General features: G+C 54.3%; 25 protein-coding genes. 18 read left to right on the plus strand and 7 right to left on the minus strand.

All coding sequences use genetic code 11. The annotated features are described in order from the left end of the window. Window positions 1-38 precede the first annotated feature (38 nt). From BLR09_RS15625 to BLR09_RS15660, 8 genes are all read left to right on the plus strand, one after another. Entirely contained in the window at window positions 39-437 is a 399-nt protein-coding gene (locus tag BLR09_RS15625; RefSeq protein ID WP_093204101.1) for a hypothetical protein, read from the plus strand. An 89-nt stretch (window positions 438-526) separates the two neighbouring features. Next, window positions 527-940 (plus strand): EVE domain-containing protein, encoded by a 414-nt coding sequence (locus BLR09_RS15630; protein WP_093204103.1) that lies wholly within the window; start codon window positions 527-529, stop codon window positions 938-940. Next, window positions 933-2,495: a hypothetical protein gene (locus BLR09_RS15635; protein WP_093204106.1), complete on the plus strand. Its 1,563-nt coding sequence runs from the start codon at window positions 933-935 to the stop codon at window positions 2,493-2,495. The genes BLR09_RS15630 and BLR09_RS15635 overlap by 8 nt, the downstream gene beginning before the upstream one ends. A 166-nt stretch (window positions 2,496-2,661) precedes the next feature. Next, complete coding sequence (locus BLR09_RS15640; RefSeq protein WP_093204107.1) at window positions 2,662-3,543, plus strand: class I SAM-dependent methyltransferase; 882 nt, start codon at window positions 2,662-2,664, stop codon at window positions 3,541-3,543. Window positions 3,544-3,555: 12 nt separating this feature from the next. Beyond that, window positions 3,556-4,239, plus strand: a complete 684-nt coding sequence (locus BLR09_RS15645; protein ID WP_093204110.1) for a response regulator — start codon at window positions 3,556-3,558, stop codon at window positions 4,237-4,239. 30 nt (window positions 4,240-4,269) lie between these two features. Continuing rightward, complete coding sequence (locus BLR09_RS15650) at window positions 4,270-5,631, plus strand: ATP-binding protein (RefSeq protein WP_093204113.1); 1,362 nt, start codon at window positions 4,270-4,272, stop codon at window positions 5,629-5,631. A gap of 201 nt (window positions 5,632-5,832) precedes the next feature. Further along, window positions 5,833-6,078, plus strand: coding sequence for a hypothetical protein (locus BLR09_RS15655; RefSeq protein ID WP_093204115.1), 246 nt, complete (start codon window positions 5,833-5,835; stop codon window positions 6,076-6,078). Window positions 6,079-6,082: 4 nt separating this feature from the next. Further along, window positions 6,083-6,313, plus strand: coding sequence for a hypothetical protein (locus BLR09_RS15660; protein ID WP_093204118.1), 231 nt, complete (start codon window positions 6,083-6,085; stop codon window positions 6,311-6,313). On the opposite strand, the gene BLR09_RS15665 is transcribed toward BLR09_RS15660, so the two are convergent. Then, a complete protein-coding gene (locus tag BLR09_RS15665; protein WP_093204120.1) occupies window positions 6,283-7,218 on the minus strand; it encodes a histone deacetylase family protein in 936 nt (311 codons plus the stop codon). The genes BLR09_RS15660 and BLR09_RS15665 overlap by 31 nt on opposite strands. Before the next feature lie 226 nt (window positions 7,219-7,444). Between BLR09_RS15665 and BLR09_RS15670 the strand changes: the two genes are divergently transcribed. From BLR09_RS15670 to BLR09_RS15695, 6 genes are all read left to right on the plus strand, one after another. Next, the gene (locus BLR09_RS15670) at window positions 7,445-10,816 is read left to right on the plus strand and encodes a DUF1553 domain-containing protein (protein ID WP_093204123.1); all 3,372 of its coding nucleotides are present in this window, start codon (window positions 7,445-7,447) and stop codon (window positions 10,814-10,816) included. A 3-nt stretch (window positions 10,817-10,819) separates the two neighbouring features. Then, entirely contained in the window at window positions 10,820-12,265 is a 1,446-nt protein-coding gene (locus tag BLR09_RS15675; RefSeq protein ID WP_394331408.1) for a DUF1501 domain-containing protein, read from the plus strand. A 193-nt stretch (window positions 12,266-12,458) separates the two neighbouring features. Beyond that, on the plus strand, window positions 12,459-12,974 hold the full coding sequence (locus tag BLR09_RS15680; RefSeq protein ID WP_093204125.1) for a fasciclin domain-containing protein: 516 nt from the start codon (window positions 12,459-12,461) through the stop codon (window positions 12,972-12,974). A gap of 110 nt (window positions 12,975-13,084) precedes the next feature. Continuing rightward, window positions 13,085-13,732 carry a DUF4494 domain-containing protein gene (locus tag BLR09_RS15685; protein ID WP_093204128.1) on the plus strand — a complete coding sequence of 216 codons (648 nt, stop codon included), beginning with the start codon at window positions 13,085-13,087 and terminating at the stop codon, window positions 13,730-13,732. Between the two features lie 48 nt (window positions 13,733-13,780). After that, on the plus strand, window positions 13,781-14,338 hold the full coding sequence (locus BLR09_RS15690) for a fasciclin domain-containing protein (RefSeq protein WP_093204130.1): 558 nt from the start codon (window positions 13,781-13,783) through the stop codon (window positions 14,336-14,338). Window positions 14,339-14,437: 99 nt separating this feature from the next. Beyond that, the gene (locus BLR09_RS15695) at window positions 14,438-14,965 is read left to right on the plus strand and encodes a fasciclin domain-containing protein (protein WP_093204133.1); all 528 of its coding nucleotides are present in this window, start codon (window positions 14,438-14,440) and stop codon (window positions 14,963-14,965) included. A 135-nt stretch (window positions 14,966-15,100) separates the two neighbouring features. Here the strand turns inward: BLR09_RS15695 and dnaK are convergent, their stop codons facing one another. Then, window positions 15,101-17,029: a molecular chaperone DnaK gene (dnaK, locus tag BLR09_RS15700; protein ID WP_093204135.1), complete on the minus strand. Its 1,929-nt coding sequence runs from the start codon at window positions 17,027-17,029 to the stop codon at window positions 15,101-15,103. Window positions 17,030-17,201: 172 nt separating this feature from the next. Next, on the minus strand, window positions 17,202-17,786 hold the full coding sequence (locus BLR09_RS15705; protein WP_093204138.1) for a hypothetical protein: 585 nt from the start codon (window positions 17,784-17,786) through the stop codon (window positions 17,202-17,204). Window positions 17,787-17,969: 183 nt separating this feature from the next. On the opposite strand from BLR09_RS15705, the gene BLR09_RS15710 reads away from it, so the two are divergent. Continuing rightward, window positions 17,970-18,389: a nuclease A inhibitor family protein gene (locus BLR09_RS15710; RefSeq protein ID WP_093204141.1), complete on the plus strand. Its 420-nt coding sequence runs from the start codon at window positions 17,970-17,972 to the stop codon at window positions 18,387-18,389. Here the strand turns inward: BLR09_RS15710 and BLR09_RS15715 are convergent. Next, window positions 18,364-19,722 carry a hypothetical protein gene (locus tag BLR09_RS15715; protein WP_093204143.1) on the minus strand — a complete coding sequence of 453 codons (1,359 nt, stop codon included), beginning with the start codon at window positions 19,720-19,722 and terminating at the stop codon, window positions 18,364-18,366. The two genes, BLR09_RS15710 and BLR09_RS15715, sit on opposite strands and share 26 nt — an antisense overlap. Window positions 19,723-19,881: 159 nt before the next feature. On the opposite strand from BLR09_RS15715, the gene rbsK reads away from it, so the two are divergent. Genes rbsK through BLR09_RS15730 form a run of 3 tightly spaced genes read left to right on the plus strand, consistent with a single transcriptional unit; the run spans window position 19,882 to window position 23,317 of the window. Further along, window positions 19,882-20,778 (plus strand): ribokinase, encoded by an 897-nt coding sequence (gene rbsK, locus BLR09_RS15720; protein WP_093204146.1) that lies wholly within the window; start codon window positions 19,882-19,884, stop codon window positions 20,776-20,778. A 24-nt stretch (window positions 20,779-20,802) separates the two neighbouring features. Further along, on the plus strand, window positions 20,803-22,332 hold the full coding sequence (locus tag BLR09_RS15725) for an ADP-ribosylglycohydrolase family protein (protein WP_093204149.1): 1,530 nt from the start codon (window positions 20,803-20,805) through the stop codon (window positions 22,330-22,332). Beyond that, window positions 22,319-23,317 carry a GRP family sugar transporter gene (locus BLR09_RS15730; RefSeq protein WP_093204151.1) on the plus strand — a complete coding sequence of 333 codons (999 nt, stop codon included), beginning with the start codon at window positions 22,319-22,321 and terminating at the stop codon, window positions 23,315-23,317. Before BLR09_RS15725 ends, BLR09_RS15730 begins: the two co-directional genes overlap by 14 nt. A 60-nt stretch (window positions 23,318-23,377) precedes the next feature. Here the strand turns inward: BLR09_RS15730 and rplT are convergent, their stop codons facing one another. From rplT to infC, 3 genes are all read right to left on the minus strand, one after another. Beyond that, window positions 23,378-23,722, minus strand: coding sequence for a 50S ribosomal protein L20 (rplT, locus tag BLR09_RS15735; protein WP_093204154.1), 345 nt, complete (start codon window positions 23,720-23,722; stop codon window positions 23,378-23,380). Between the two features lie 162 nt (window positions 23,723-23,884). After that, entirely contained in the window at window positions 23,885-24,076 is a 192-nt protein-coding gene (rpmI, locus tag BLR09_RS15740; RefSeq protein WP_093204156.1) for a 50S ribosomal protein L35, read from the minus strand. Window positions 24,077-24,256: 180 nt separating this feature from the next. Beyond that, the gene (gene infC, locus BLR09_RS15745) at window positions 24,257-24,817 is read right to left on the minus strand and encodes a translation initiation factor IF-3 (RefSeq protein ID WP_093204158.1); all 561 of its coding nucleotides are present in this window, start codon (window positions 24,815-24,817) and stop codon (window positions 24,257-24,259) included. Window positions 24,818-24,921 lie beyond the last annotated feature (104 nt).

Below are 24,921 nucleotides of genomic sequence, written 5' to 3' on the forward strand. Positions count from 1 at the left end.
CTTTTTTGTTATTTTTCCGTCTCTCACTCCAGCCGACGATGCAACGACTTCTGTTCTTCTGCCTCCTCTTGCTGACGGGCTGTCGCCAGAGTGGCGCGCTCGAAGAGGAAGACGTCCTCGCCTACCTCTATCAGACCTGGGAAAATTCGCTGTCTGAAAGCCAGCAGGACCGGTTTGTCTTTCGCACTGCCAACTACAACTTTACGGAAACGGGCTATCGCCAGAAATTCATCTTCACACCTGCAGATGTGCAGGTAAGCGTAAGCCAATCCAACAAAGTAACGCTGACAAGGGGCACGTATTCCGTCATCAAAGACGGGAATCAGGTAAAGGAACTGACCATTACCTACACGGCGCCGGGTCAGAAGCAGCCGACCGTCATCCATTATCAGGTATTGATTCTCTCGAAAGACCTGCTGCTTGTCAGGCCGATTTAAGGATTATTAACATCTCTTTAATCTGCCAGACAACCAACTCATAATCAGCCTTTTTACCTTTACCAAACCCTGAAACCTCTTTCCGCATCATGAACCACTGGCTAGTCAAGTCCGAACCGTTTAAATATTCCTGGGACACTTTCGTTAAAGAAAAACGCGGCATGTGGGACGGAGTACGCAATTTTCAGGCCCGTAACAACCTGAAAGCGATGGCCGTCGGAGACCTGGTGCTGTTTTACCATTCCAACGAAGGAAAAGAAGTGGTAGGCATCGCAAAGGTCGTCCGGGAAGCTTATCCAGACCCCACAACGGACGACGATCGCTGGGTTGTGGTGGACCTCGAGCCGGTCAAAAAGCTGGAGAAACCCGTCACACTGGCAACGATCAAGGCCGATCCCCGTCTTCAGGACCTGGCACTGGTGAAACTGTCCCGCTTATCGGTCTCTCCCGTCCGCCCCGAAGAATTCGATATCATCCTTGGATTAGGACATGAACATGCGTAACCCCCTCCTTGTATTCGCCCTCGCCTGGGGCCTTACTTTATCCGTCGCCGCGCAGCAACGGCGGCTGGAAATTCCCATTCCGTCAACTTCCGCCAGTATTTTCACCATTCCTGTCGGAAAGGAAGGCGTTATGCTGCTGACCCAGACGGGCAAAAACTCCTACCATGTCGACCGGTTCGACACCAACATGGACCGCAGCTGGTCGGTAGACGGTACGATTACCGAAGGCCTCGAATACGTCACGTACTCGTACGATGGCCGGAATGTCTATCTCCTCTTCAGTCGCTCGAAAAGCAATGTATACGAAGTTATCAAAGTCTACGTAGGACCCGGTTTTACGGAGAAATTTGAGATTCATTCGGTCGACAAAATGGAGATCTCCCAGTTCAAAGCCTTCAATGACGGCATTTACATCGCCGGTATTGTGCGGGAGCAGCCGATTTTGTCGTATACCAACCTGCAGACGCGACAGAACCGCCTGCTGAACGCCACGTTCAAAGGCCAGGCCGAAGTGCAGGCGATTGACGTGGATTCGGTGACCAACCGCGTCAACGTAACCTACTGCGTCCGGAAAAGCCGGGATTACTCCATCGTCGTCAAGTCCTTCGACGACGTGGGCAAGCAGCTTTCTGAGATCGTCGTCACGCCGGACGAGGACTATGCGCTGCTCGACGGACGCCTCAGCGTCCTCCCGGATGGTACCCAGCTGATGGTTGGCACCTATGGTTTCCGCAACATGCAATCGCCGACGAAAGGACGTATCGTACAAGGGTTGTATATCTGCAAAGTAACTGAAAATGAAGTACTTCCACTGAAGTACTATAGCTTCACGGACTTCAAGAACTTCTATTCCTACCTGAGCCCGCGCGACCTGGAGCGCCGCGAACGTCAGATCGCCCGCAAGAAGGAAAAAGGCAGTGACTACAAAGTCAATACGCAACTACTGCTCCATGATGTCATTCAGAAAGACGGGCAGCTGATCATCGTCGCCGAAGCCTTCCAGGCTACGTTCCGGAACCAGAGCAATCCGTGGGGATATGGCGGCGGTCCGTGGGGTTACGGTCCCGGTGGCGGCGGCTTCTATCCCGGCTGGGGCTGGGGTATGTACAGCCTGAACCCCTGGTACTTCGGAAACCGGGGTCTGTACAACAACGGCTCGCAGATATTCGACGGCTGGCAGTATACCCACGCCATAGTCGCAGGTATCAACCAGCAGGGTGCTATCGTCTGGGATAACAGTTTTGAAATTGACCAGACGAAGTCCATGACTTTGAAAGAAAAGGTCAAGGTAAATCTGCAGAACGACCAGCTGACGATGGTATACAGTGACCGGGGACGGCTCCTGTCCAAATCCATCAAAGGCGATATGGTCCTTGAAAACGGTACTGCGCAGGCCATTGCGACCGGCAGCGCGGGCGACAAAATCCGCCGCCAGGGTACCGACAACCTGGACTACTGGTATGATAACTACTTCCTCGCCTGGGGCTTCCAGCGCATCACAAACGATGCAGACGGGAGGAGAACGGTGTTTTATCTGAATAAAGTAGCGTATTAAGGCTGTAAGCGATAGGCTTTAAGCTTTAAGCAGGCGGCGGTGGGTCGGAAGGCTTGCCGCCTTTTGCTTTTATATAGCAGAGCCATCGCAGCTTGCTGCTTAAAGCTTACAGCCTAAAGCACTCCCCCTATTGCCTACCGCCCCATGCGATTCGTACCTTAGCGCCATGAAACTCCTCACCCCTGCTCCCTGGTCGGACTACGAACTGATTGACTGCGGCAATTTTGAGAAACTGGAGCGCTTTGGCTCCTATGTGCTGGCCCGGCCCGAGCCTCAGGCTATCTGGGATAAGACTCTTTCACAGGAAGAGTGGGAAAAACAGGCGCAGGCCTATTTCCGGAAAGAAAAAGGAAACTCTGAACGCGGTGAATGGGTGGTAAAGAAAGGTATGCCTGACAGATGGGTTGGCACCTGCCCGATCGGCGGACAAAAGCTGAGCTACAAGCTCGCGCTGTCGTCTTTCAAGCACGTCGGGTTATTTCCCGAGCAGGCGGCGAACTGGGAATACATCCACCGGAAATCGAAGGCGCTGCAGACGCCGAAGGTACTTAATCTCTTTGCCTACACCGGGGTTGCGTCGCTCGCGGCACGCGCTGCCGGCGCCGATGTCACGCATGTGGACTCGGTGAAGCAGGTCATCAGCTGGTCCCGGGAGAACATGGAACTGAGCGGACTGGACAACATTCGCTGGGTGGTAGAAGACGCCATGAAGTTTGTCCGCCGGGAAGTACGCCGCGGCAACAGGTACCAGGGTATTATCCTCGACCCGCCGGCTTATGGGCGCGGTCCGGATGGTGAAAAGTGGGTGCTGGAAGAACAGATCAATGAACTGCTAAAGCTTTGCAAGGAGTTGCTCGACCCCGAAAACCATTTTTTCCTCATCAACCTGTACTCCCTTAGTTTTTCCGCGCTGATTGCGGAGAGTTTGATTCTCCGTATTTTTGGACAGACGCGACACACGGAGTTCGGCGAACTCTACCTGCCGGATTCGTTCGACAAGAAGCTTCCGCTGGGTGTGTTCTACCGCTTTTCAACGGTAGCCGACTAAAACCCGAACGACATGAGACTATTGATCATCGAAGACGAACCCAAGACCGTTCAGTCGGTAAGACAGGGGCTGGAAGAAAACGGATACGAAGTGGATATCGCCTACGATGGTCTCATCGGCAAGCATCTGGCCAAGAAGAATCCCTATGACCTGATCGTTTCCGATATCATCATGCCCGGCCTGAACGGCGTAGAGCTGACCCGTGAGCTGCGGAGCGAAGGGGTCGAAACGCCGGTATTGCTGCTCACCGCGCTCGGAAGTATCGATGAAAAGCTCATGGGCTTCGACGCGGGTGCGGATGACTACCTCGTCAAACCCTTCGAATTTGCCGAGCTGCTCGCCCGTATCCGGGTACTCACCCGTCGCTGGAACGGCTCCATTCCGATTGCTTCGAATATCCTGCGGTATGCCGACCTGGAAATGAACCTGGATTCGAAGACTGTCACCCGCAATGAAAAGAAAATCGATCTCACCGCGCGGGAATTTGCCCTTCTTGAGTACATGCTGCGCAACCAGGGAAAGGTACTCTCCAAATCCGAAATCTCCGAAAAGGTATGGGATGTCAACTTCGATACCGGCACTAACGTTATCGAGGTGTATATCAACCTGTTACGCAAGAAGGTGGACAAGGACTTTTCCGCCCGGCTGATCCATACCCAGTACGGAATGGGCTATGTGCTGAAACTGGAGGATTGATTTCTGTATTTTGCCGTTTTTCCGTTTCTCATGCAGATTCGTACCCGTCTGACTATCCAGTTTAGCCTGCTCGTCTCGGTCATCGTGCTGTTGGCCTTTGCGGCCATTTACTGGTTTCGGCAGTACTACCTGGAAGAGCAGTTTTATAACCGGCTGAAACAGAAGGCTTTGACTACGGCTGAGCTATTGGTCAATGTCGAAGAGGTCAATTCCGAGATCCTGAAACTGGTGGATCAGTCCAACCGGGACCTGCTCTACAAGGAAAACGTCATCATCTACAATTACCGGAACGAGGAGATCCACACCAACAACGATACCATCCGGTTCGATCTCGATCAGAATATCCTGAATAAAATCCGCCTCAACCGGGAGCTGCGCATTGACAAGGGCGAGTATAAGATCTTCGGGTTGTATTATTCTTCGGGTGAAGACCGGGTTGTCAGTGTAGCGGGCGCTTCGGATGTGGCCGATCAGGTGAACATGCGTTCCCTCCTCAAAATCATGGTCTATGCCTATATCGCGGCGATTCTCGTGGTAGCCGTGGTAGGTTGGCTGTTTGCCGGGAGGGCGCTTGTGCCGATATCTTCCGTTATCAACGAAGTCCAGCGTATCTATCCCCAGAACCTGAGCAGGCGGGTTCATACCGAGAATGAAAAAGATGAAATAGGCCGGTTGACGGCCACCTTCAACGCCTTGCTGGATCGGGTCGAACAAGCCTTCAAGCTTCAGAACATGTTCATTTCCAATGTTTCCCATGAACTGAAGAACCCGCTGACCAAGATTATTTCCCAGCTGGAAGTTGTGCTCCTGCGGGAGCGGACGGGCGACGAATACCGGCAGACGTTAGGGTCTGTACTATCTGATACCCGCGAACTGAGTCACCTTTCGAATACGTTGCTGGAGCTGGCAAAAGTGACCGACCAGAGTCATTCCTTCCTGACGGCTTCCGTCCGCATCGACGAAATCGTCTGGGATGCCCGGGATCTGCTGCGCTCCACGCACCCGGACTATTCCATCAAGGTCGAGTTTCCGGCCGACCTGGAAGAAGACGCGCTGCTGACCGTCTCTGGAAATGCCTACCTGCTGAAGATCGCGGCGGTAAACCTGATGGAGAACGGATGCAAATTTTCGGACGACCACGCCGTCGAAGTAAAAGTGGTACCGTCCGACAAACAAATCGTCCTCCTGTTTACCAATCATTCCGATATTCAGGAAGACGAAATCAGCCTGATTTTTGAACCGTTTTACAGAAGCCAGAAACGGGTCAGAACAGCCGGTTACGGCATCGGGTTATCGCTGGTGGAACGCATTGTCAAGTTGCACGGCGGGCAGATTGCGGTTCGCTCGGGAGACGGAACGGTCATCTTTACCGTGACCATTCCCTGTCGGTAAGGGCGAATTTCAGCAGTTTTTAAGGATTACTTCACACGTGGTTAAGTATTGACCCCTTGTTTTGCCAATGCAAAGCAAACCAGTTTTCTCATCCGGTTAGATGGTTTGTAATGGGGGAAATACAGACACGCTGGGGTCCTTAACGTCGGCCCCGGCGTAGTCTTTTTAAGGAAGTACCCATCAAGATCTGTTGTCCGCTGCATGAAATTTATTCCCTGTCTGTTGTCGGTCCTGGCGGGGCTCGCCCTCGGCACGATCGTCCGGCTGATCAGTCCGCCCTGGGCCGACCTGGCCTCGGTAGCCCGCATGATCCTGATCGGATTTGTGCTGGGCGTTCCTTCGGGAATTATGCTGGAGCTGGTTTCCCGTCAATTTCCCCCTGTCAATCCATCGCTGGACATCCGGCTGTTTGCCTGCCTCGGAATTCTGCTGTCCTTACTTTGGTGATTGCATGACAAAATTGTTTTTCCCGGGTTCCTACCGGCGCTATCGCCGGCTGCGGGGAGGCGCGCTGGCGGGGCTGCTGCTGCTTTCCCTCGTGTGCAATGGTTTCCAGTGGTTTTCGGGCCGGAATACCGGCAACCGCCTGAGTACGGCCTTGCTGAAAAGCGACTCGACCGTCGCCGCCCAGCGCGAAACCATACTCCATCTTCAGAGCGAGCGGCGGGGCCTGCGCCCCTGACCGTCGCCGTACAGCGCCTCCGCCAGGCGAAAGGTATTGCAGTGGGCTTCCACGATGTCTTTCAGGCGCGGGGAGTACCCGCCTCCCATCGTGACGACCAGTGGCAGGCCCGATTCCAGCGCCGCCGAGAATACCAGTCGGTCCCGCTCGCGACACCCTTCCGGGCTCATTCCCAGCTTGCCGAGTTTATCCGACGCCAGTACGTCCACCCCCGATACGAAAAACAGGAAGTCCGGCTGTTCTTTCCGGATCAATGCCGGCAATAACTCCCGCAGGCGGGTGAGGTAAGGTTCGTCGCCGGTACCCGTCGGCCATTCCACATCCAGATCCGACAGCTCCTTATGCAGCGGATAGTTCTCCTTCCCGTGCATGGAGAAGGTAAAAACGCGGGGATCATCCCGGAAGATAGCGGCGGTGCCGTTGCCTTGGTGTACATCGAGGTCGATAACCAGTATTTTCCGGCTTTGATCCGTCGCCAGAAGATACCGTGCCGCCACAGCTACATCGTTCAGCAGACAAAAGCCTTCCCCCCGGTCAGCATAAGCATGATGGGTACCTCCGGCGACATTCAGCGCCACGCCGTTTTCCAGGGCGTACCGGGTACAGTCAATCGTCCCCTGCGTGATCACGCGCTCCCGGTAAACCAGCTCTGCAGACAAGGGAAGCCCGATTTTCCGGATCATTTTCGGAGAAAGGCGAAGGTGAAGCAAGTCCTCCCAATAGGCTTCCGTATGTGCCTGAAGGACCCATTGCGCCTCAACCGGCGCGGGGTGGAATAGCTGCGATTCCGTGATGGTACCCTCCCAGAGCAACTGTGCGAGAATCAGCTCATACTTCTCCATCGGGAACCGGTGGCCTTCCGGAAGCGGGTGACAGAAAACGGGATCGAACGCGATACGGACCATGAAAGCAAAAAAAACGAAGCAAAAATAAGGGTCAGCTAAGGAAAAAGGCGCTTCGCCGCGTCTTAGTTCCGAATCTGCCACAACTGGTTAATAAAGCATCACTCAGCGGGTTCCGGATTGCCTAGTTTTGTATTTTAGAATGACGCTTAACGTATTTTATCAAGTCAGACTGATACGATTTCATCCCTTCACCCCGCCGCTGTATTGTGTCGTGACGCGCTTTCATATGACTCACCTGAAACGGCTACTTTGCCTCTCCGGAACCGCCCTCGCAGGCATGTTGATCTCGTCCTGCGGCAGCAGCAGCATCGATGTCCCTTCCGATGTGAAGGTGGCGATGGAAAAGCTGCCGGAAAAGCTTGACTACACCTACGACGTAAAACCTATCCTGTCTGACCGCTGCTTTGCCTGCCATGGTCCTGACAAGAACAAGCAGCAGGCAGGTTTGCGTCTGGATCTGTCGGAGTCAGCCCTGGCTCACGTCAGCGAAGAAAATGGCCGCAATGCCATTGATCCCGGGAATCCCGGCGGCAGTGATCTCGTTCACCGGATACTTTCAGCCGATCCGGAGCTGGTCATGCCAACGCCTTCATCCCATTTAACCCTCTCTACCGAAGAAAAGGCGGTGCTCATCAAGTGGATTGAAGACGGCGCCACCTACAAACCCCACTGGGCCTTCACCAAACCGGAAAAAGCAACTCCGCCCGAGGTGAAAGACGCCCGGTGGGTGCGAAATGATGTTGATCGTTTTGTCCTGAAAAAACTCGAAGACAAGGGGCTTAAGCCTTCTCCTGAAGCCGATAAAACGACCTTGCTCCGCCGCGTTACCTTCGACCTGACGGGTCTGCCGCCCACGGTTTCGGAAGTAGATGCCTTTCTGGCGGATCAGTCGCCGAATGCCTATGAAAAAGTGGTGGACCGGTTGCTCAAATCAAAGCACTTTGGCGAGAACATGGCCGTCAGCTGGCTCGATATGGCCCGCTACGCCGATACACACGGGTATCAGGACGATGGGCTGCGGACGATGTGGCCCTATCGTGACTGGGTCATCTCCGCCTTCAACCGGAACATGCCGTATGATAAATTCGTAACCTGGCAGCTCGCGGGCGATCTACTGCCTAACCCGAACCGCGAAATGCTGCTGGCCACGGCCTTTAACCGAAACCACCAGCAAAGTCAGGAAGGCGGTATTGTACCGAAAGAATACCATACCGAATATGTCATCGACCGGGTCAATACCTTTGGCAAGACGTTCCTCGCGCATACAGTCGAATGCGCGCGCTGCCACGACCACAAGTATGATCCGATTTCCCAAAAAGACTTCTATTCGCTCTATGCGTTCTTCAATACGGTGAATGAGTATGGGCAGATTCCGTATAACGGTGAGCCTTCTCCGCATATCACGCTGCCTAAGCCCGAAACGGAAAAGCGGCTGAAGGAGATTCACAAACGACTGAAAGAGCTGGAGGTAACCTACGACCAGCAACTGAAACTGGCAGATACCCGCTACGAAAGCTGGAAGGCACTGGGTGGCGAGCGGAAGCTGCCGCGCATTTCGGGTCGGAAAGGGCTCATTTTTGACGTTCGCTTTGATACGCTGAAGATCCGTCCGTGGACGAAAGAAGTCGAAATCAAGCCTTCTCCGGAAGAGCTCGCCAAAAACCCGAAGGCGCAGCCGCGCAAGGAAATACGTACGGGTATCGAATATAAGTTCACCAATTTTGTCAATGATACCATGCCGATGCAGATCCGCGGCGACATGGATCACCTGCCGAAAATGGTCCGGAACAAGGACCGGTCGGGCGTCTTTCTGCCGGGGGAAACCTACCTGGAAATGCGGGGTTTCAATCGCGGCGACCGCGCGCGCATGCCCGACAATACCGCCTGGTTTAACCGGGAAGACCCGTTTGCCATCGGGTTGTGGGTAAATATCCGGGATCCGAAGCTGGACGGCCCGCTGTTCAACCGCCACCTGGGGCCGATGAACGGCTTCCGCGGATATGAATGTGTCCGGCTTCCGGACGGCCGTCTGGCATTCCGAATGAGTTACGTATGGCCGGACGACGCGATGGATGTGGAAACGTTCCAGCAAGTTCCGCTCAAACACTGGACCCATATCGCCGTCAGCTACGACGGCTCAGGCAGCGCCAAGGGCATCCGGATCTACCTGAACGGTAAGCCTGCACCGGTACGGATCATGACTGATAATCTGACGCAGGGCGTTATCTGGGGAAAAGACAAATCAAACTGGGGCGCCGGAACGAATAACCTGTCCATCGGACAGAGTCAGGATCATAATTACAGAGGTTTTGCTGTCAGTGAACTGAAGGTATACAACCGGCCCGTCAGCGGATGGGAGATTGCCAAGTGGGTAAAGGGGCCGCGCGCCGCGCCCGCTACCCGGCAACAGGTATTTGAGCACTATACCTTTCACTACGACGAGCCGCTTCGGCGCATCCGGGAAGAGCGCAGCGCCCTTCTGACGGAAGAAAATGAACTGATGAACCATGAAATCGATGTCATGGTCATGCGGGAGCAAAAGTACCCGCGCCCGACCTATCTCCTCAAGCGGGGCGCATACGACGCTCCGGGACAAGAAGTGAAAGCGATGACGCCGGAGATTCTCGGTCAGTTCCCGCAAAATCTTCCTAAAAACCGGCTTGGACTCGCGCAGTGGCTCCTGAGCGCCGATAATCCGTTGTTTGCCCGGGTAGTCGTCAACCGCTTCTGGCAGCAGCTGTTTGGAAATGGTATTGTCAAAACGAGCGACGACTTCGGCAATCAGGGAGAACTTCCCTCCCATCCCGAACTACTGGATTACCTGGCCGTCGATTTCCGTGAATCCGGCTGGAACGTCAAACGGCTGTTCCGGGAGATCGCTTTGTCAGCAACCTATCGCCAGCGGTCTTCTGCCTCTGAACAGCTTCGTGAGGCAGACCCGGACAACCGACTGCTGGCTCGCGGACCGAGCTACCGGTACTCGGCAGAGCAGGTACGCGACAATGCCCTTGCCTCGTCCGGTTTGCTCACCCAGAAGATCGGCGGCCCCAGCGTGAAACCGTACCAGCCGGCAGGTATCTGGGAAGCACTTGCTACCCGTAACGCCGTCAACTACGTGCAGGATCATGGAGACAGTCTTTACCGCAGAAGTATGTATACCATCTGGAAACGGAGCTCTCCGCCGCCGATGATGCTCAATTTTGATGCCGCGGAGCGCCATTTCTGCGTGGTGAGACGACAAAAAACCAGTACGCCGCTTCAGGCGCTGGTGGTGATGAACGATCCGCAGTTTGTGGAAGCCTCCCGGGTACTGGCCCAGCGGATGATGAAGCAGGGCGGCACGTCGATCGACGACCAGATCCGGTATGCCTACAAAGCACTGACGAGCCGGCTGCCCCGCCAGACGGAAATGGATATCCTCAAAAACTATTTTTCCGAGGAAAAAGCGGAACTCAGCCGGAATCCCAGGCGGGTACAGGAGTTGCTGACCGTAGGTGAATTTCCCAACGATCCGGCGCTTGACAAAACTGAACTGGCCGCCCGGATGATGCTGGCCACTACCCTCATGAATGCAGACGAATTCGTCATCAAACGATAGCGCATGAAAAAGACCGAATGGATGGAACTCGAGCAGGCTCATCACGACCAGATGAGCCGTCGTAACTTCCTCAGCCGAAGCAGCCTCGGGCTCGGCGCAGCCGCCCTGTCTTCGCTGCTGCCGGGTACCGCCGAAGCGTCGTCCGGCCATATGCCTCACTTTGCTCCCAAAGCGAAACGGGTTATTTACCTGTTCCAGAGCGGGGCGCCGTCGCACCTCGAATTGTACGACTACAAGCCGAAACTCGAGCAAATGTGGGGGCAGAACCTGCCCGAATCCGTCAGAAAAGGGCAACGCCTGACCGGTATGACAGCCGGACAGAGCGTCTTTCCGCTTGCCGCGTCGGCTTTCAAATTTCAGCAATACGGCCCGGGCCGCATGTGGATTTCTGAGTTACTGCCCCATATCGCGAAAGTAGCCGGGGAGGCCACTTTCATCCGGAGTCTCCACACAGAAGCCATCAACCATGACCCGGCTGTGACGTTTTTTCAGACCGGCAGTCAGCAGGGAGGTCGTCCAAGCTTCGGGTCCTGGGTGAGCTGGGGTCTCGGCTCTGACAATCAGAATATGCCGGCCTTTGTGGTACTGTTGTCAAAAGGACGCGGCGGCGACCAGCCCTTGTATGCGAAACTATGGAGCAACGGATTTCTGCCTTCTGTACACCAGGGCGTTGTTTTTAGGTCAGGCCCGGACCCGGTATTCTACCTGTCTAACCCGCAGGGCATTGACAAAACCTCCCGGCGACGTATGCTCGACGCCCTGGCCCGCCTCAACGCGGATCAGTTCAAGCAGGTACTCGACCCGGAAATCAACTCCCGCGTGGCCCAGTACGAGATGGCTTACCGGATGCAGACTGCTGTTCCGGAGACCCTCGACATCTCGAAAGAACCCGACTACATCTTCGATATGTACGGTCCGGAATCCCGGGTACCGGGTACGTTTGCGGCGAACTGCCTCCTGGCGCGAAAGCTCATCGAAAAGGATGTGAAGTTTGTGCAACTCTATCACCAGGGCTGGGATCAGCACGGCAACCTGCCGAACGATATCAAGGTGATGACGAAATCGGTGGACCAACCCTCCTCCGCCCTGATCTGGGACCTGAAGCAGCGCGGCCTGCTCGACGATACCCTCGTCATCTGGGGCGGGGAATTCGGCCGGACCAACTATTCCCAGGGTAAACTGACCAAAGAAAATTACGGGCGCGATCACCATCCCCGCTGCTTTACCGTCTGGATGGCCGGCGCCGGGGTGAAGAAAGGCTTTGTTTTCGGAGAAACCGACGAGTTCGGCTACAACATTGCCCGTGACCCGGTACACGTGCACGACTTCCAGGCTACGATCATGCACCTTCTCGGCGTCGATCACGAGCGCATGACCTTCAAGTTTCAGGGAAGAAGATACCGGCTTACGGACGTGGCGGGTAAGGTTGTCAAACCGATACTTACCTGATTCTGATACAGATACTGCTGATTTTACGAACGCATCGATACGATGCGTTCTTTTTTTGACCGGAAACGGAACATCCGCGACTCACCGGAGCCCGTAGATACGGAAACTGGCATTCTTTTTTCCGGGATAGTCCGGAAGTTCGGGGAAAAAGCGGTACTTCGACCAACCGCCACCCAAAAACGCATCGAAACCTATGAAAAAGCTCATAGTTCTGTTATTGCTCGGCGCTTCGCCGGCGATGGCACAGGACGCTACCAAAAACCTGATCGGTAATCTGAGCAGCACAGCCGATTACTCGATCTTTGTCAACGCCCTGAACCTCAGCGGCGTATCCCAGACGCTCCGCACCGGAGGCCCGTATACCGTTTTCGCGCCAAACGATTTCTCCTACTATAAGCTGGCCGCCGGTTCGCTCGATAAGCTGTTGAAAGCAGAAAACCGGGATCTGCTGGCGAAGGTGATGTCGTATCACGTCGTGGCCGGTAAGTATACCGTCGCCAACCTGAAGGAAGCCATAGCAGCAGGTAACGGTAAGACAACGCTGAAAACCCTGGGCGGCAGCACCCTTCTTGCGACACAGATCGAGGGAGGTATTCTGCTGACGGACGAAAATGGCAATTCGGCGAAGATCGTCGTCGCCGACCAGGTAGCTGAAAACGGTATCTTTCACGGAGTAGATACGGTAATAACACCGAAGACAAGTCTTTGACACTGGTTTTCAGGTACCCGTTTACACGGAAGCTATATTTTTTCGGTCCGGAAGCAGGGAGCTCGCCGGACGCCTGTTAACTTGCCGGTTTACTGTTTTACCCATTGTTTATGGCAACCTGGTTTTTAGGCAAAATACGATACACCAAAGAAATCGAACCCGGCAAGTTCCAGACGATCACCGAAGCATACCTGCTCGACGCCGTTTCCTTTACCGATTCTGAAGCGCGGCTTTATGATCTGTTGGGAGACAACGCGCCGGATTTCCGCGTGACGAGCCTCGCTCCGATGAAAGTTCAGGAGGTCTTTCACGTAGAAGGCCCGGAGTTGAAGTGGTTCAAAGTGAAGATCGTCATCACGACCTTCGATGAAAAGACGAAGAAAGAGAAGAAATCCTCTTCCCTTTTTCTGGTCAACGCAGATTCTGTCAAGCAGGCCTATGACCGCGTCGAAGACCTGCTCGGACGCGTGGAGGATTATGAAATTACGGACGTCGGGCTGACGCCGATTCTGGAAGTAGTTCCTTATGAAGTAGATAATCAGCGGCTGGACACGCTTCGCCCGCTCGACGAGGCTGTTAATGCTTTCGAACGGGAAGAAAAAGATCCGTTCGCGCACTTCGAACAGAAGGAAACGGCATTTGAACGCTTACCGGAGCCTCCTTCTCCGGAAGCAGAAGGATCATTGCTGGCCGAAGAGAGCGATGACGAGCCGGAAGCCGAAGAAGAATCTTCGGATGAAGAAGAAACAATCGGATAATGACGACAGGAGTAGCCTCAGGCTGCTCCTTTTTTCCTCAACCTGATCATGAAAAAGACCTTTGCTCCCCTCTGCCTGCTGGTCGTGATGGCAGCCTGCATGCAAACTCCAACACGTTCGACGTCTACGCCGTCAACTGGCGGCGGTACTACTGCTACGCCCGGCGGACGGGAAAGCATCGTACAGGGAACGTCTGCTTCCCGGCAGCATACCCGGTTCTATCAGGCATTGCAGTCCTCGGGATTCATCAATACCCTGCAGGGTGCGGGGCCGTTTACGGTCTTCGCTCCAACGGATTCGGCTTTCGTGAAGTCCGGCGACCCCGGTCTGCTCGACCCTTCTCAGGTAACCCGGCTCCGCAAGGTTATGGCCTATCAGATCGTCACAGGCGTCTGGTATACGCGTAATATGCAGGAAGCGATTGACCGGGGTAACGGACGGGCGGAGCTCCAGACGCTGGCGGGGGAATCGCTCACGGTCACAAAAGAAGGAGACCGTTTTGCCGTTTCAGATAAGAAAGGACACAAAGGGTATATCGAGGCGCCGGATCTGGTGCGGAGCAACGGCGTGGTTCATGTAACCAGCGCGCTGTTTTTCCCGAACTGACGAATCGGTACCTGACTGTCGTATTTTTGGTTTTTTTAAGAATTACATCCCAATTTTTTCACCTAAACTTGACCCGTCAAGTTCTTATACCTTTCCTTCATGAAAACGATCCAAACTGCTGCCCTGCTGCTGATCGCCGGCGCTTCCTTTGCTCAGGTCAAGCCGGCTGCCATTTCGATGAACGCAAGCCGTGCCATTGTCGATAACGTAGTGCAGTCTCCTGCCCTTTCTGATTTTCTGGGCGCTATCAAGCAAACGGGCGTCAGCAATACGCTTACCGCTGCCGGTCCGTTTACGGTATTCGCACCGGTAGATTCTGCTTTCAATGCTCTTCCGGACGCTGAGAAGTTCCTCTCGAAAGACAATACGACAGCACTCCGCAAAGTAATGTTTCACCACGTCGTAACCGGCAAATGGCTGGCTTCGAACCTGGATGAAGCCATCAGGAAAAACGGTGGTAAAACGCAGCTGCGTACCCTCACCGGTCAGGCATTGTACGTCACCAAAAAAGGAACGCAATTTGTGGTATCCGATGAAAAAGGAAATTCAGGTGTGATTCAGTATGCTGATCAGCCGCAGAAGAATGGGGTGGTTCACGTAATCAATACCGTCCTTTTCCCGAAATAAAAGTCTGTGTATTCTGTGAAGTCTGTGAGAAAAATAAAATTCAAATTCTCACAGACTTCACAGAATACACGGACTAAAAAGAAAAAGGGGCTGTCTCGGTATGAGACAGCCCCTTCGCATTATTATCCGGTCGTATTACTTCACTTCTTCGAAGTTTACGTCCTGTACGTCCTTGTCAGACGCGCCGGCATTCCCGCCGTCGGATTGGCCGTTGGTAGCTTCGCCACCCGGGTAGCCTGTCGGCTCGCCGCCGGCATTGGCTGCGTTGTACATCTCAGTCGAAGCGGCAGCCCAGGCGTTGTTGAGGGCTTCGGAGGCGCTGTCGATCGCCGCAACGTCACCGGACTGGTGAGCCGTTTTCAGCGTTGTCAGAGCGCCTTCGATGGCTGATTTATTGCCTTCAGACAGCTTATCGCCATATTCTTTCAGTTGACGCTCTGTCTGGAAGATCAGGGAATCAGCCTGGTTGAGTTTCTCGATACGCTCACGTTCCGCTTTGTCGGCTTCTTCGTTGGCTTTCGCTTCATCCCGCATGCGCTGGATTTCGGCATCGCTCAGGCCGCTGGAAGCTTCGATCCGGATCTTTTGCTCCTTGCCCGTTGCCTTGTCTTTGGCAGAAACGTGCAGGATACCGTTGGCGTCAACGTCGAACGTTACTTCGATCTGGGGTACGCCACGCGGGGCCGGAGGAATATCGCTCAGGTGGAAACGGCCGAGGGTCCGGTTCTGACTGGCCATGGGGCGCTCACCCTGGAGAACGTGGATCTCAACAGAAGGCTGGTTGTCAGACGCCGTTGAGAATGTTTCCGATTTCTTGGTCGGAATCGTCGTATTGGCCTCGATCAGTTTCGTAAACACGCTGCCCATCGTTTCGATACCGAGTGACAGGGGGATTACATCGAGGAGGAGGACATCCTTCACTTCTCCGGTCAATACACCACCCTGAACCGCAGCGCCAATGGCTACCGCTTCATCCGGGTTGATGTTTTTCGAAGGCTTCTTACCGAAGAACTTCTCTACTTCTTCCTGTACTTTCGGAATCCGGGTAGAACCGCCGACGAGGATTACTTCATCGATTTCAGACGTATTCAGACCGGCATTTTTCATCGCCTTGCGAACCGGCTCCATCATGCGGGTGAAGAGTCCGTCTGCGAGTTGCTCAAACTTCGCACGGCTCAGCGTCCGCACCAGGTGCTTCGGAATGCCGTTTACCGGGAAGATATAGGGCAGGTTGATTTCCGTCTGTGAAGAAGATGAAAGTTCAACCTTTGCTTTTTCTGCTGCTTCCTTCAGGCGTTGCAGGGCCATCGGGTCCTGACGAAGGTCTACGCCTTCATCTGCCTTGAATTCGCCTGCCAGCCAGTCGATAATGACCTGGTCGAAGTCGTCACCGCCGAGGTGAGTATCCCCGTCGGTTGATTTTACTTCGAATACACCGTCACCGAGTTCGAGGATGGAGATATCGAACGTACCGCCACCGAGGTCAAACACGGCGATCTTCATGTCGGCGTGCTTCTTGTCGAGACCGAAGGCCAGTGCAGCGGCGGTCGGCTCGTTGATGATCCGCTTCACGTCCAGACCGGCGATCTGACCGGCTTCTTTCGTAGCCTGACGCTCGGCGTCGTTGAAGTATGCCGGAACCGTAATAACAGCTTCCGTAACGGTCTGGCCGAGGTAATCTTCGGCCGTCTGCTTCATTTTCGTGAGAATCTGCGCGGAAATTTCCTGCGGCGTGTACAGGCGGTCACCGATCCGTACGCGGGGCGTGTTGTTGGGGCCCTGTTCGACGACGTACGAAATGGAACGCATCTCATTTTGTACTTCGGAGAACTTTTTCCCCATAAACCGCTTGATAGAACTAATGGTGTTTACGGGGTTGGTGATGGCCTGACGCTTAGCGGGATCTCCTACCTTGCGCTCGCCGTTTCCGTTATCCATAAAGGCAACGACGGACGGTGTCGTGCGACGGCCTTCGCTGTTCGGAATAACAACGGGCTCGTTACCTTCCATCACCGCTACGCAGGAGTTCGTCGTACCTAAGTCAATGCCAATGATTTTTCCCATAATACTGTATTGTGTGTTAAGATTTTTCGTTTCAACAGATGCCTCTATCTCCTAAATCCCCGTGCCTGCTTCCGGCAAGACCGTCCTGTTCTGACACATTGACAGGCAAAAAAAGAACCTGCGGGGGTTTCCCGCAGGTTCGGTACCGATACCGGAAGTAGAAAAAGGCCGGTTATTTGTTACCGCCGAAGAGACCTCCGAGCAGTCCGCCAAGGCCGCCGCCGGAATTACCGCCAAGCAGGCTTCCGCCAATGTTCATGACGTCGTTCATATCGATTTTTCCGTCAGACAACGCCGCTCCGATCTGGTTGAAATCAAAGCCCTGCGTTTGCTGCGGCGTCTGGGTGTTCGACAGGATCGAACCCATCGCTGAATTGAGGTCAATGGAGCTGTCGCCGTTATCGCCGATTTTGGAGATCAGCCCGCCGATAACCGAAGGAAGGACTGACGCGACGATTCCCTTTGCTGCCTGATTTTCAATGCCGAATTTCTCCATCAGTCCTTCGATCGCGTTTTGAGCGATTCCGGAAACGACCGGGTTACCCATCACCCCTGCTGCGCCCTGAGCCTGTTTGCCTGTCAGCAGACCGATCAGCCCGCCGAGATTACCTCCTTCTGCTTCGTTCTTCAATCCATTGGCGATGGAGGAAAGGATTGTAGCCTGGGCAGAATCGTTGTATTGGTTCGGAATGGCGGGGTTGTTGACGATGGCCTCCTGTGAATTATCCTTGATGAGGCCGAGCAGTTGTTCCAGCATGATTGAAGTAGTTAGATTGGTTATTTGCCGAAGGGCAGGCAATGATAGGGGGATTTTTGGAAAAGAAAAAAAAACCTTTTTCCTTTCCTTCCTGCCGGAAACTACCTGCCTGGAAATCTGGCAGGCACCCGGTTTTTCCTCCGGCACAATTAAGCAGTTTCCTTTACACCATTACCCGATTCCATGAACCGATCTGCCCTTTCCGACCTGCAACAGGACCTTACTACCCGGCTCCAGGGCCTTGTTTACCTCAGCGAATCCAACGCGCCGTTCTCCTTTCGCGCTCTTCCCGAATGGCAGGGTACCGGCGCGCCTGCGGTCGACGAACTGCGCCCTCTCCTCGATATCCCCGAAAAAACTCCGGTCAAATCCCTGAAAATCAATGCCTTTTTCAAGCCGCTAACCGCCCGCTTTGACTGGTTCGGGAAGGAAGAAGAAGCGATGGCTGTAAAGTTCGACTCACTGAAGGAATGGCTCTCCGGTCAACTCTCCGACTTGACCGTATTCAAGGCCGGCAAACGGGAAATAGATTACTTTTTACTTGGAAAAACCATTGACAATCAATGGGTTTGCATCTCTACCCACGCAACGGAAACGGAGTAAACCGGTCTTCAAGCCGCAGCGCGCGTATCAGCCGGGCCTCATAGGGTATCTGCCGGAGCTGGGCCAGTTCCCGGCGAAGTATTGCTTCATCATACCCTGATAACCAATGTATTACCCAGCCAACTACGCCTTCCTTACCATACCTTCTGATGGCCGAGCGCAATTCTGAACGGAGCAGGTCCTCGTTTCTCCGCTGTTTCTGAATCAGCCAAAACAGCATCCGGCATCGAATCACCTGGTCATTTTCACGGGAAGAGCGGCAGTTAAGTACCTCGTTGACCTCTCTAAGGGCCTGACTCAGCGCGCCTTCGTCGAACCATGCCTCGGCTGATTCGAAAAGAAAGGTAAAGCGAATCCGGTCCTCCATCCCTTCCAGGCCCTTTCCATAGCGTTGCACAGTATCCTGCCGCAGGGTATTCAGCGGTTTTTTCAGCCCCTTGGCCTGTGTGAACGTATGGAGCAAAAACACCTGACGGGATGACGCATTTTTGCCTAAGTCCTCTAAAAAAGGTGTCATTTCGTCATATCTCCCCCACTCATACAATTCGGACAATACTTCATGCAGGAGGCGGTAATACCGGTCGGTCTCCTCTCCAGACAGCGTACGGCCCCGATAAGAGGCCGCGAGATCGAGTAAAACGCCGAGGCTGGCGGCCGAATCGCCGGTAATCCGTAGATACAGTGCCTGAAAATGCCGATGCAGACGGTCGTCAGCCCGACGGCTTTGCCGGACCATCTGGCTTTCCTGCAAAACGAGGTCATGCAATTGCCGGATTTCCGCGTCCGTTCGTACGGTGCCCGCCTGCCGGTATCGGAAGGACAGTATTTCGAAGAGCTCGGCCTGGCGGCGAACATCGCGGCGGTTCTCCAGCAAAGTGGCCAGGCGCTCCTGCTTCCGGATCAATTCTTCCTCAGCCGCATTGCCAAATCCGGATTCCAACCAGACGTGCAGTTCTCCCTGTAATGCTTCGGCTTCGAGTATGGGTAGTGCCGCTTCCCGCGCCAGGTCGCCGGCCTTCCGCCAGGTTGCCAGACTTTGTGCCAGAAAACCCTTCCGGTGCCAGGTATCCGCATCGAGGAGCATATTCCGGACGACGCCCGTCCGGTCACGCAGGCTTTCCAGAATCAGGACCTGCAGGTACTTCCGGGTAGGCTCCAGCTGCGGGAATTCCTTTTGCAGGGCCGCGTCGGAAGCCGGAGTCCAGGCAGGCAGTTCTTCCAGGCGCGTATAGAGTCGCAGGTACTGTCCCTCGGCAGCTTGCTGGCGGAAACGGCGGCGTTCTGCCTTGTCCATCCGCAGAATCAGGCGGTGGAGTTGTTCGGTTCCGGTCATCTATTCTCTTAAATTATCCTGTTAATACATTCATATTCAATATATTAACAGTCATTTCATAACATTTTCATTCTCTAAGATACGCATTTAAATATTTCGGCGTATTGCCTGGTTTCTGTTTCATATATCCTATTGTTGCATAGAAAAATTCTATTTGAGATGGGAAAGATTATTGTCATCGGCTCGTCCAATACGGATATGGTCGTCAAAACGGGTAGGTTACCGGCCCCGGGCGAGACCGTCATCGGCGGCGAGTTTCTGATGAATCCGGGTGGAAAAGGCGCCAATCAGGCGGTAGCGGCAGCCCGGCTGGGCGGAGATGTGCGTTTTGTCGCGAAGGTCGGCAACGACCTCTTCGGCAAACAGGCTGTACAGGGCTTCCGGCGCGACGGCATCGACACCTCCCCGATTTTTACCGATCCGCAGGCGGCGTCCGGGGTTGCGCTGATTTCGGTAGACGAAAAAGGCGAAAACTGTATCGTCGTCGCGCCCGGCGCTAACGCCCGCCTGACAGCGGAAGAAGTATCACAGGCGCTGGAAAATGCCGGGGCCGGCGATACCGTTCTGATCCAATTGGAAATTCCGCTCGGGACGGTCGAAGCCGCTGTTCGTCTTTGTGCAAAGAAGGGCATCGGCGTCATCCTGAATCCGGCTCCCGCGCAGCCGCTGCCGGATGATTTGTTTCCCCGGCTCGCGATCCTCGTACCCAATGAAACGGAAGCAGGGCTGCTCACCGGCATTCCCGTGACGGACGCCGCAACGGCTGAAGCGGCAGCCCGGCAGCTCGCCGCGAAAGGTGTCGGACACGTCGTCATTACCCTCGGCGCGAAAGGCGCGTATTCTTTTGATGGTCAGCAGGGACAGTTGATTGAAGCTCCGCATGTCCATGCCGTTGATACTACAGCCGCCGGCGATTGTTTCAGCGGAGCCCTGGCCGTTGCCGTCAGCGAAGGACAAGACCTGCCCGCTGCCATTGATTTTGCCTGCCGCGCTGCCGCGCTATCCGTCACGCGGATGGGTGCGCAGGCCTCACTCCCCTATCGCAAAGAACTCTGAACCAATACCTTAGTCTCTAACCCTATGAAAAAATCGCTTACCTGCCTGCTTCTCGGTATCAGCCTGACCGGCTGGAGCCAGCAAACCGTACGGATGACAAAGGAAAGTCTCCAGAACAAACTCAAGGGCGGCTGGGCCGGCCAGGTTATTGGTTGCACGTTTGGCGGCCCGACCGAATTCCGCTACAACGGTACCTATATTCAGGACTACCAGGCTATTCCGTGGCCGGAGGGGTATATCCGCCAGTCGATGCTCGGCAGTCCGAGCCTGTATGACGACCTGTACATGGACCTGACTTTCGTGGATGTCTTTGAGAAAAAAGGTATCGACGCACCGGTGGCAGAGCATGCCAAAGCATACGCCAATGCCGACTACCGGCTCTGGCACGCCAATCAGGTTGGCCGGTACAATATCCTCAACGGCCTGATGCCGCCGGAATCCGGGCATTGGAAAAACAACCCGCAGGCCGATGCGATTGATTTTCAAATCGAAGCCGATTTCGCCGGCCTGATGTCTCCCGGTATGCCCAAAACGGCCACCGATATCTGCGACGGTATCGGGCATATCATGAATTACGGAGATGGGTGGTATGGTGGGGTTTACATGGCGGCGATGTACTCGCTGGCCTATGTATCGAGCGACGTTAACTACGTTGTGTCGGAAGCGTTGAAGACTATTCCGGAGAAATCGACCTTTCACCGCTGCATCGCTGACGTCATCCGCTGGCATAAGCAGTATCCGGACGACTGGAAACAGACGTGGTTTGAGGTGCAGAAAAAATGGTCGTCCGACCGTACCGTACCCGAAGGGATTTTCCTTCCTTTCAATATCGACGCAACTGTCAACGCCGCCTACGTCGTCATTGGCCTGCTTTACGGTAAAGGTGACTTTGGAAAGACACTGGAAATCAGCACGCGCTGCGGGCAGGATTCGGATTGCAACCCGGCCTCGGCAGGAGGCGTTCTCGGTGCGATTATCGGATACGACAAGATTCCCGATTTCTGGAAACGTGGTCTGAAAGAAGCGGAGGACATTGACTTCCGGTTTACGACCATGTCACTCAACGACGTCTATAGTATTGGTTTAAAGCACGCCCTTCAGGTTATTGAAAAACAGGGAGGAAAAGTTTCCGGAAATACGGTGGAAATCCGTACGCAGCGAGCCGTTCCGGTTCGGTTTGAAGAGAGTTTTCCCGGCCATTACCCGAAAGAAAAACAGTTGATCGACAAAAACCTGGAACAGGACTATGTCCTGGACTTTGAAGGTATCGGCTATGTCATCAACGGAGAAGCAAAGAAGAAGAAAGAAAGCGAATACGTCTTCCGGGCAGAAGTTTACCTCGATGGCCGGAAAGTGGAAGAAGTATCCCTTCCGACGCTCTTCCGCGAACGTCGGTTCAACTTCTTCTATGGCTACGACCTCAAACCGGGCAAGCATCAACTGCGGTTGAAGGTATTGAATCCATCGCCCGACCACGACCTGCGGCTGAGCTATGTCATTACGTTCGACAATCAACCCAATACCAAAACCTGGAAAACCGATGTGGGTCGTTGATACATATGCTATGGCCGTAGCCGGCTGTCTTGTCACGATGCTCTGCTGGGGTTCCTGGGCCAATACCCAAAAGCTGGCGAGTACTTCCTGGCGGTTTGAACTCTTTTACTGGGACTATGTCTGGGGAATCCTCCTGTTCTCGCTGCTGCTGGCTTTTACGGCGGGAAGCAATGGCACGGAGGGGCGTTCCTTTACCGACGATCTCGCTCAGGCCACGCGGCCAAACCTGCTCTCGGCCTTTTGGGGCGGGATCGTGTTCAATGTCGCGAATATTGTCCTGGTAGCTGCGATCGCGATTGCGGGTATGTCTGTCGCCTTTCCGGTCGGAATTGGTATTGCGCTGGTACTTGGCGTAATCGTCAACTACCTCGACCGGCCTGAGGGCCAGCCCGGGTTGCTTTTCGGCGGGGTAGCGCTGGTTTCTATGGCTATCTGGCTGAATGCTCGGGCATACCGGTCGCTGGCCGGTCGAACGGGTGGCGTTTCGGCCCGGGGTCTGTTGCTTTCTGTCGTGGCCGGCGTCGCGATGGGCTTCTTTTACAAATATGTCGCCGCAGCCATGGCGACCGACTTCGCCCACCCGGAGGCTGGCAAGCTGACACCCTATACTGCGCTGGTATTGTTTGCGCTGGGTATCGCGGCGTCGAATATGCTTATTAATACCTACCTGATTTACAAGCCGGTAACCGGAGCTCCCTCTTCCTACGCTGCGTACTTCCGCGGATCGGGGCGGGATCACCTCATGGGTATTTTTGGGGGAATGATCTGGACACTGGGTATGGCGCTGAGCATACTGGCATCGGATAAGGCCGGGCCGGCGATTTCGTATGGGCTCGGGCAGGGCGCCACAATTGTCGCAGCCATCTGGGGTATTTATATCTGGAAGGAGTTCCGGGAAGCGCCACCGTCAACAGGGCGCCTGCTCAAGGTAATGCTGTTGCTGTATGCTGTCGGCCTTGGATTACTGATCGCAGCCAGGCTGTAAAACAGAAAACCCTCCGGAAGTCCGGAGGGTTTTTCGTGACAGGCGCTAGCGTCTATCGGTTCATTTCACATGGTCGACAACGGCCTTGAACGCCTCAGGGTGGTTCATGGCGAGGTCGGCGAGTACTTTCCGGTTCAGTTCAACACCGGAGTTATGAAGCTTGCCGATGAATTGCGAGTAGCTGAGGCCGTGAATACGGGCGCCAGCGTTGATACGTGCAATCCAGAGGGCACGGAAATTCCGCTTCTTTTGCTTACGGTCGCGGTAAGCATAGTTAAGACCGCGTTCGACGGCGTTTTTCGCTACCGTCCAAACGTTTTTACGACGGCCAAAGTAACCTTTAGCCAGTTTGAGCACCTTTTTGCGGCGGGCCCGTGACGCTACGTGATTGACACTACGTGGCATGTTGTGTTAGTTTTTTGACGTTGGCGGAGCAAAGCCGGTTTACTGTCTTCGGTTTTCCGTTGTCAGTTAAACTGAAAACCGAAAACCATAAACTGAAAACTGCCCTGTTACTGCTCTCTTTCAGCCAGTTGTCGGGTGAAACAAAAACCGTAACCGAAGTTACTATTGCAGGAGGGCGATAACGCGGGCGTGATCGGACTCGTGCACGAGGGTCGTCTTGACGAGGTTAGCCTTACGTTTGTTAGACTTCTTCGTCAGGATGTGGCTGTGGAAGGCATGCTTCCGCTTGATTTTCCCGGTACCGGTCAGCTTGAACCGCTTCTTGGCACCTGAGTTTGACTTTTGCTTAGGCATAAACTGAACCTGTTAAAAAATGAAAAAAGTACGCGTGTGTGAAATGAGTCGCGAAGATACGAAAATAACTGTCCGGTTGTATGAAAGAATTTGATATTTATTCCCCTGACAGTCAGACAGAAAAACGGCCGCTGCTCATCCGTCGGAGAGCAGCGGCCGTTGCATCCGGAGCGTCCGGACTTATTTCTTCACTTTCGGAGCGATGATGATATTCATCCGCCGGCCTTCGAGGCGTGCTTCGGATTCCAGTTTTCCCCACTCTTCGAGGTCCGACATGAACCGCTTGAGCAGGTTAAATCCCTGGTCTTTGAAGACAATTTCCCGACCGGAGAACTGTACATACGCTTTTACCTTGGAACCTTCCTTGAGGAAGTTGGTGGCGTGCTTGAGTTTGAAGTCGTAATCGTGGTCGTCAGTCGTCGGGCTGAAGCGGATTTCCTTGAGCACGACCTTGACCTGCTTCGCCTTCAGTTCTTTCTGCTTTTTCTTCTGTTCGTACTTGAACTTGGAATAATCGACAACCCGACAAACCGGAGGATCGGCATTCGGAGAGATCTCCACCAGATCCAACGCCTGCTGCTGGGCGAGCTCAAGGGCTACCTTGATGTCCACAATTCCCTGTTCGACGTTCTCTCCGACCAGACGTACCTGCTGTACGCCGCGGATAAGCTGATTGATACGGTAGGGTTCTTCTTTCCTGACGGGAAGTCTGCGGTTATAACCGCCGGGGCGTAATGCCATACTAGCGAATTTGGTGTTTTTTTTTGGGTTTCAGTTAGCGAGTGTTTTCAGCAGAAACAAAAGCGGAAAATTCGTTGTCCTGAACTGAAAACCGAGAAGAAGCC

The sequence above is a fragment of the Siphonobacter aquaeclarae genome (genome assembly GCF_900103285.1).
Lineage (GTDB): Bacteria > Bacteroidota > Bacteroidia > Cytophagales > Spirosomataceae > Siphonobacter > Siphonobacter aquaeclarae.

What these genes read in the sequence shown, in the direction of transcription:
- BLR09_RS15635 (WP_093204106.1), top strand. Translation starts at nt 933, where the DNA reads ATGCGTAACCCCCTCCTTGTATTCGCCCTCGCCTGGGGCCTTACTTTA.
- BLR09_RS15680 (WP_093204125.1), top strand. Translation starts at nt 12,459, where the DNA reads ATGAAAAAGCTCATAGTTCTGTTATTGCTCGGCGCTTCGCCGGCGATG.
- rpmI (WP_093204156.1), bottom strand. Translation starts at nt 24,076, where the DNA reads ATGCCTAAGCAAAAGTCAAACTCAGGTGCCAAGAAGCGGTTCAAGCTG.
- BLR09_RS15690 (WP_093204130.1), top strand. Translation starts at nt 13,781, where the DNA reads ATGAAAAAGACCTTTGCTCCCCTCTGCCTGCTGGTCGTGATGGCAGCC.
- BLR09_RS15725 (WP_093204149.1), top strand. Translation starts at nt 20,803, where the DNA reads ATGAAAAAATCGCTTACCTGCCTGCTTCTCGGTATCAGCCTGACCGGC.
- dnaK (WP_093204135.1), bottom strand. Translation starts at nt 17,029, where the DNA reads ATGGGAAAAATCATTGGCATTGACTTAGGTACGACGAACTCCTGCGTA.
- BLR09_RS15640 (WP_093204107.1), top strand. Translation starts at nt 2,662, where the DNA reads ATGAAACTCCTCACCCCTGCTCCCTGGTCGGACTACGAACTGATTGAC.
- BLR09_RS15695 (WP_093204133.1), top strand. Translation starts at nt 14,438, where the DNA reads ATGAAAACGATCCAAACTGCTGCCCTGCTGCTGATCGCCGGCGCTTCC.
- BLR09_RS15730 (WP_093204151.1), top strand. Translation starts at nt 22,319, where the DNA reads ATGTGGGTCGTTGATACATATGCTATGGCCGTAGCCGGCTGTCTTGTC.
- BLR09_RS15665 (WP_093204120.1), bottom strand. Translation starts at nt 7,218, where the DNA reads ATGGTCCGTATCGCGTTCGATCCCGTTTTCTGTCACCCGCTTCCGGAA.
- BLR09_RS15625 (WP_093204101.1), top strand. Translation starts at nt 39, where the DNA reads ATGCAACGACTTCTGTTCTTCTGCCTCCTCTTGCTGACGGGCTGTCGC.
- BLR09_RS15705 (WP_093204138.1), bottom strand. Translation starts at nt 17,786, where the DNA reads ATGCTGGAACAACTGCTCGGCCTCATCAAGGATAATTCACAGGAGGCC.
- BLR09_RS15670 (WP_093204123.1), top strand. Translation starts at nt 7,445, where the DNA reads ATGACTCACCTGAAACGGCTACTTTGCCTCTCCGGAACCGCCCTCGCA.
- BLR09_RS15650 (WP_093204113.1), top strand. Translation starts at nt 4,270, where the DNA reads ATGCAGATTCGTACCCGTCTGACTATCCAGTTTAGCCTGCTCGTCTCG.
- BLR09_RS15645 (WP_093204110.1), top strand. Translation starts at nt 3,556, where the DNA reads ATGAGACTATTGATCATCGAAGACGAACCCAAGACCGTTCAGTCGGTA.
- BLR09_RS15675 (WP_394331408.1), top strand. Translation starts at nt 10,820, where the DNA reads ATGAAAAAGACCGAATGGATGGAACTCGAGCAGGCTCATCACGACCAG.
- rbsK (WP_093204146.1), top strand. Translation starts at nt 19,882, where the DNA reads ATGGGAAAGATTATTGTCATCGGCTCGTCCAATACGGATATGGTCGTC.
- infC (WP_093204158.1), bottom strand. Translation starts at nt 24,817, where the DNA reads ATGGCATTACGCCCCGGCGGTTATAACCGCAGACTTCCCGTCAGGAAA.
- BLR09_RS15715 (WP_093204143.1), bottom strand. Translation starts at nt 19,722, where the DNA reads ATGACCGGAACCGAACAACTCCACCGCCTGATTCTGCGGATGGACAAG.
- BLR09_RS15685 (WP_093204128.1), top strand. Translation starts at nt 13,085, where the DNA reads ATGGCAACCTGGTTTTTAGGCAAAATACGATACACCAAAGAAATCGAA.
- BLR09_RS15655 (WP_093204115.1), top strand. Translation starts at nt 5,833, where the DNA reads ATGAAATTTATTCCCTGTCTGTTGTCGGTCCTGGCGGGGCTCGCCCTC.
- BLR09_RS15630 (WP_093204103.1), top strand. Translation starts at nt 527, where the DNA reads ATGAACCACTGGCTAGTCAAGTCCGAACCGTTTAAATATTCCTGGGAC.
- BLR09_RS15660 (WP_093204118.1), top strand. Translation starts at nt 6,083, where the DNA reads ATGACAAAATTGTTTTTCCCGGGTTCCTACCGGCGCTATCGCCGGCTG.
- rplT (WP_093204154.1), bottom strand. Translation starts at nt 23,722, where the DNA reads ATGCCACGTAGTGTCAATCACGTAGCGTCACGGGCCCGCCGCAAAAAG.
- BLR09_RS15710 (WP_093204141.1), top strand. Translation starts at nt 17,970, where the DNA reads ATGAACCGATCTGCCCTTTCCGACCTGCAACAGGACCTTACTACCCGG.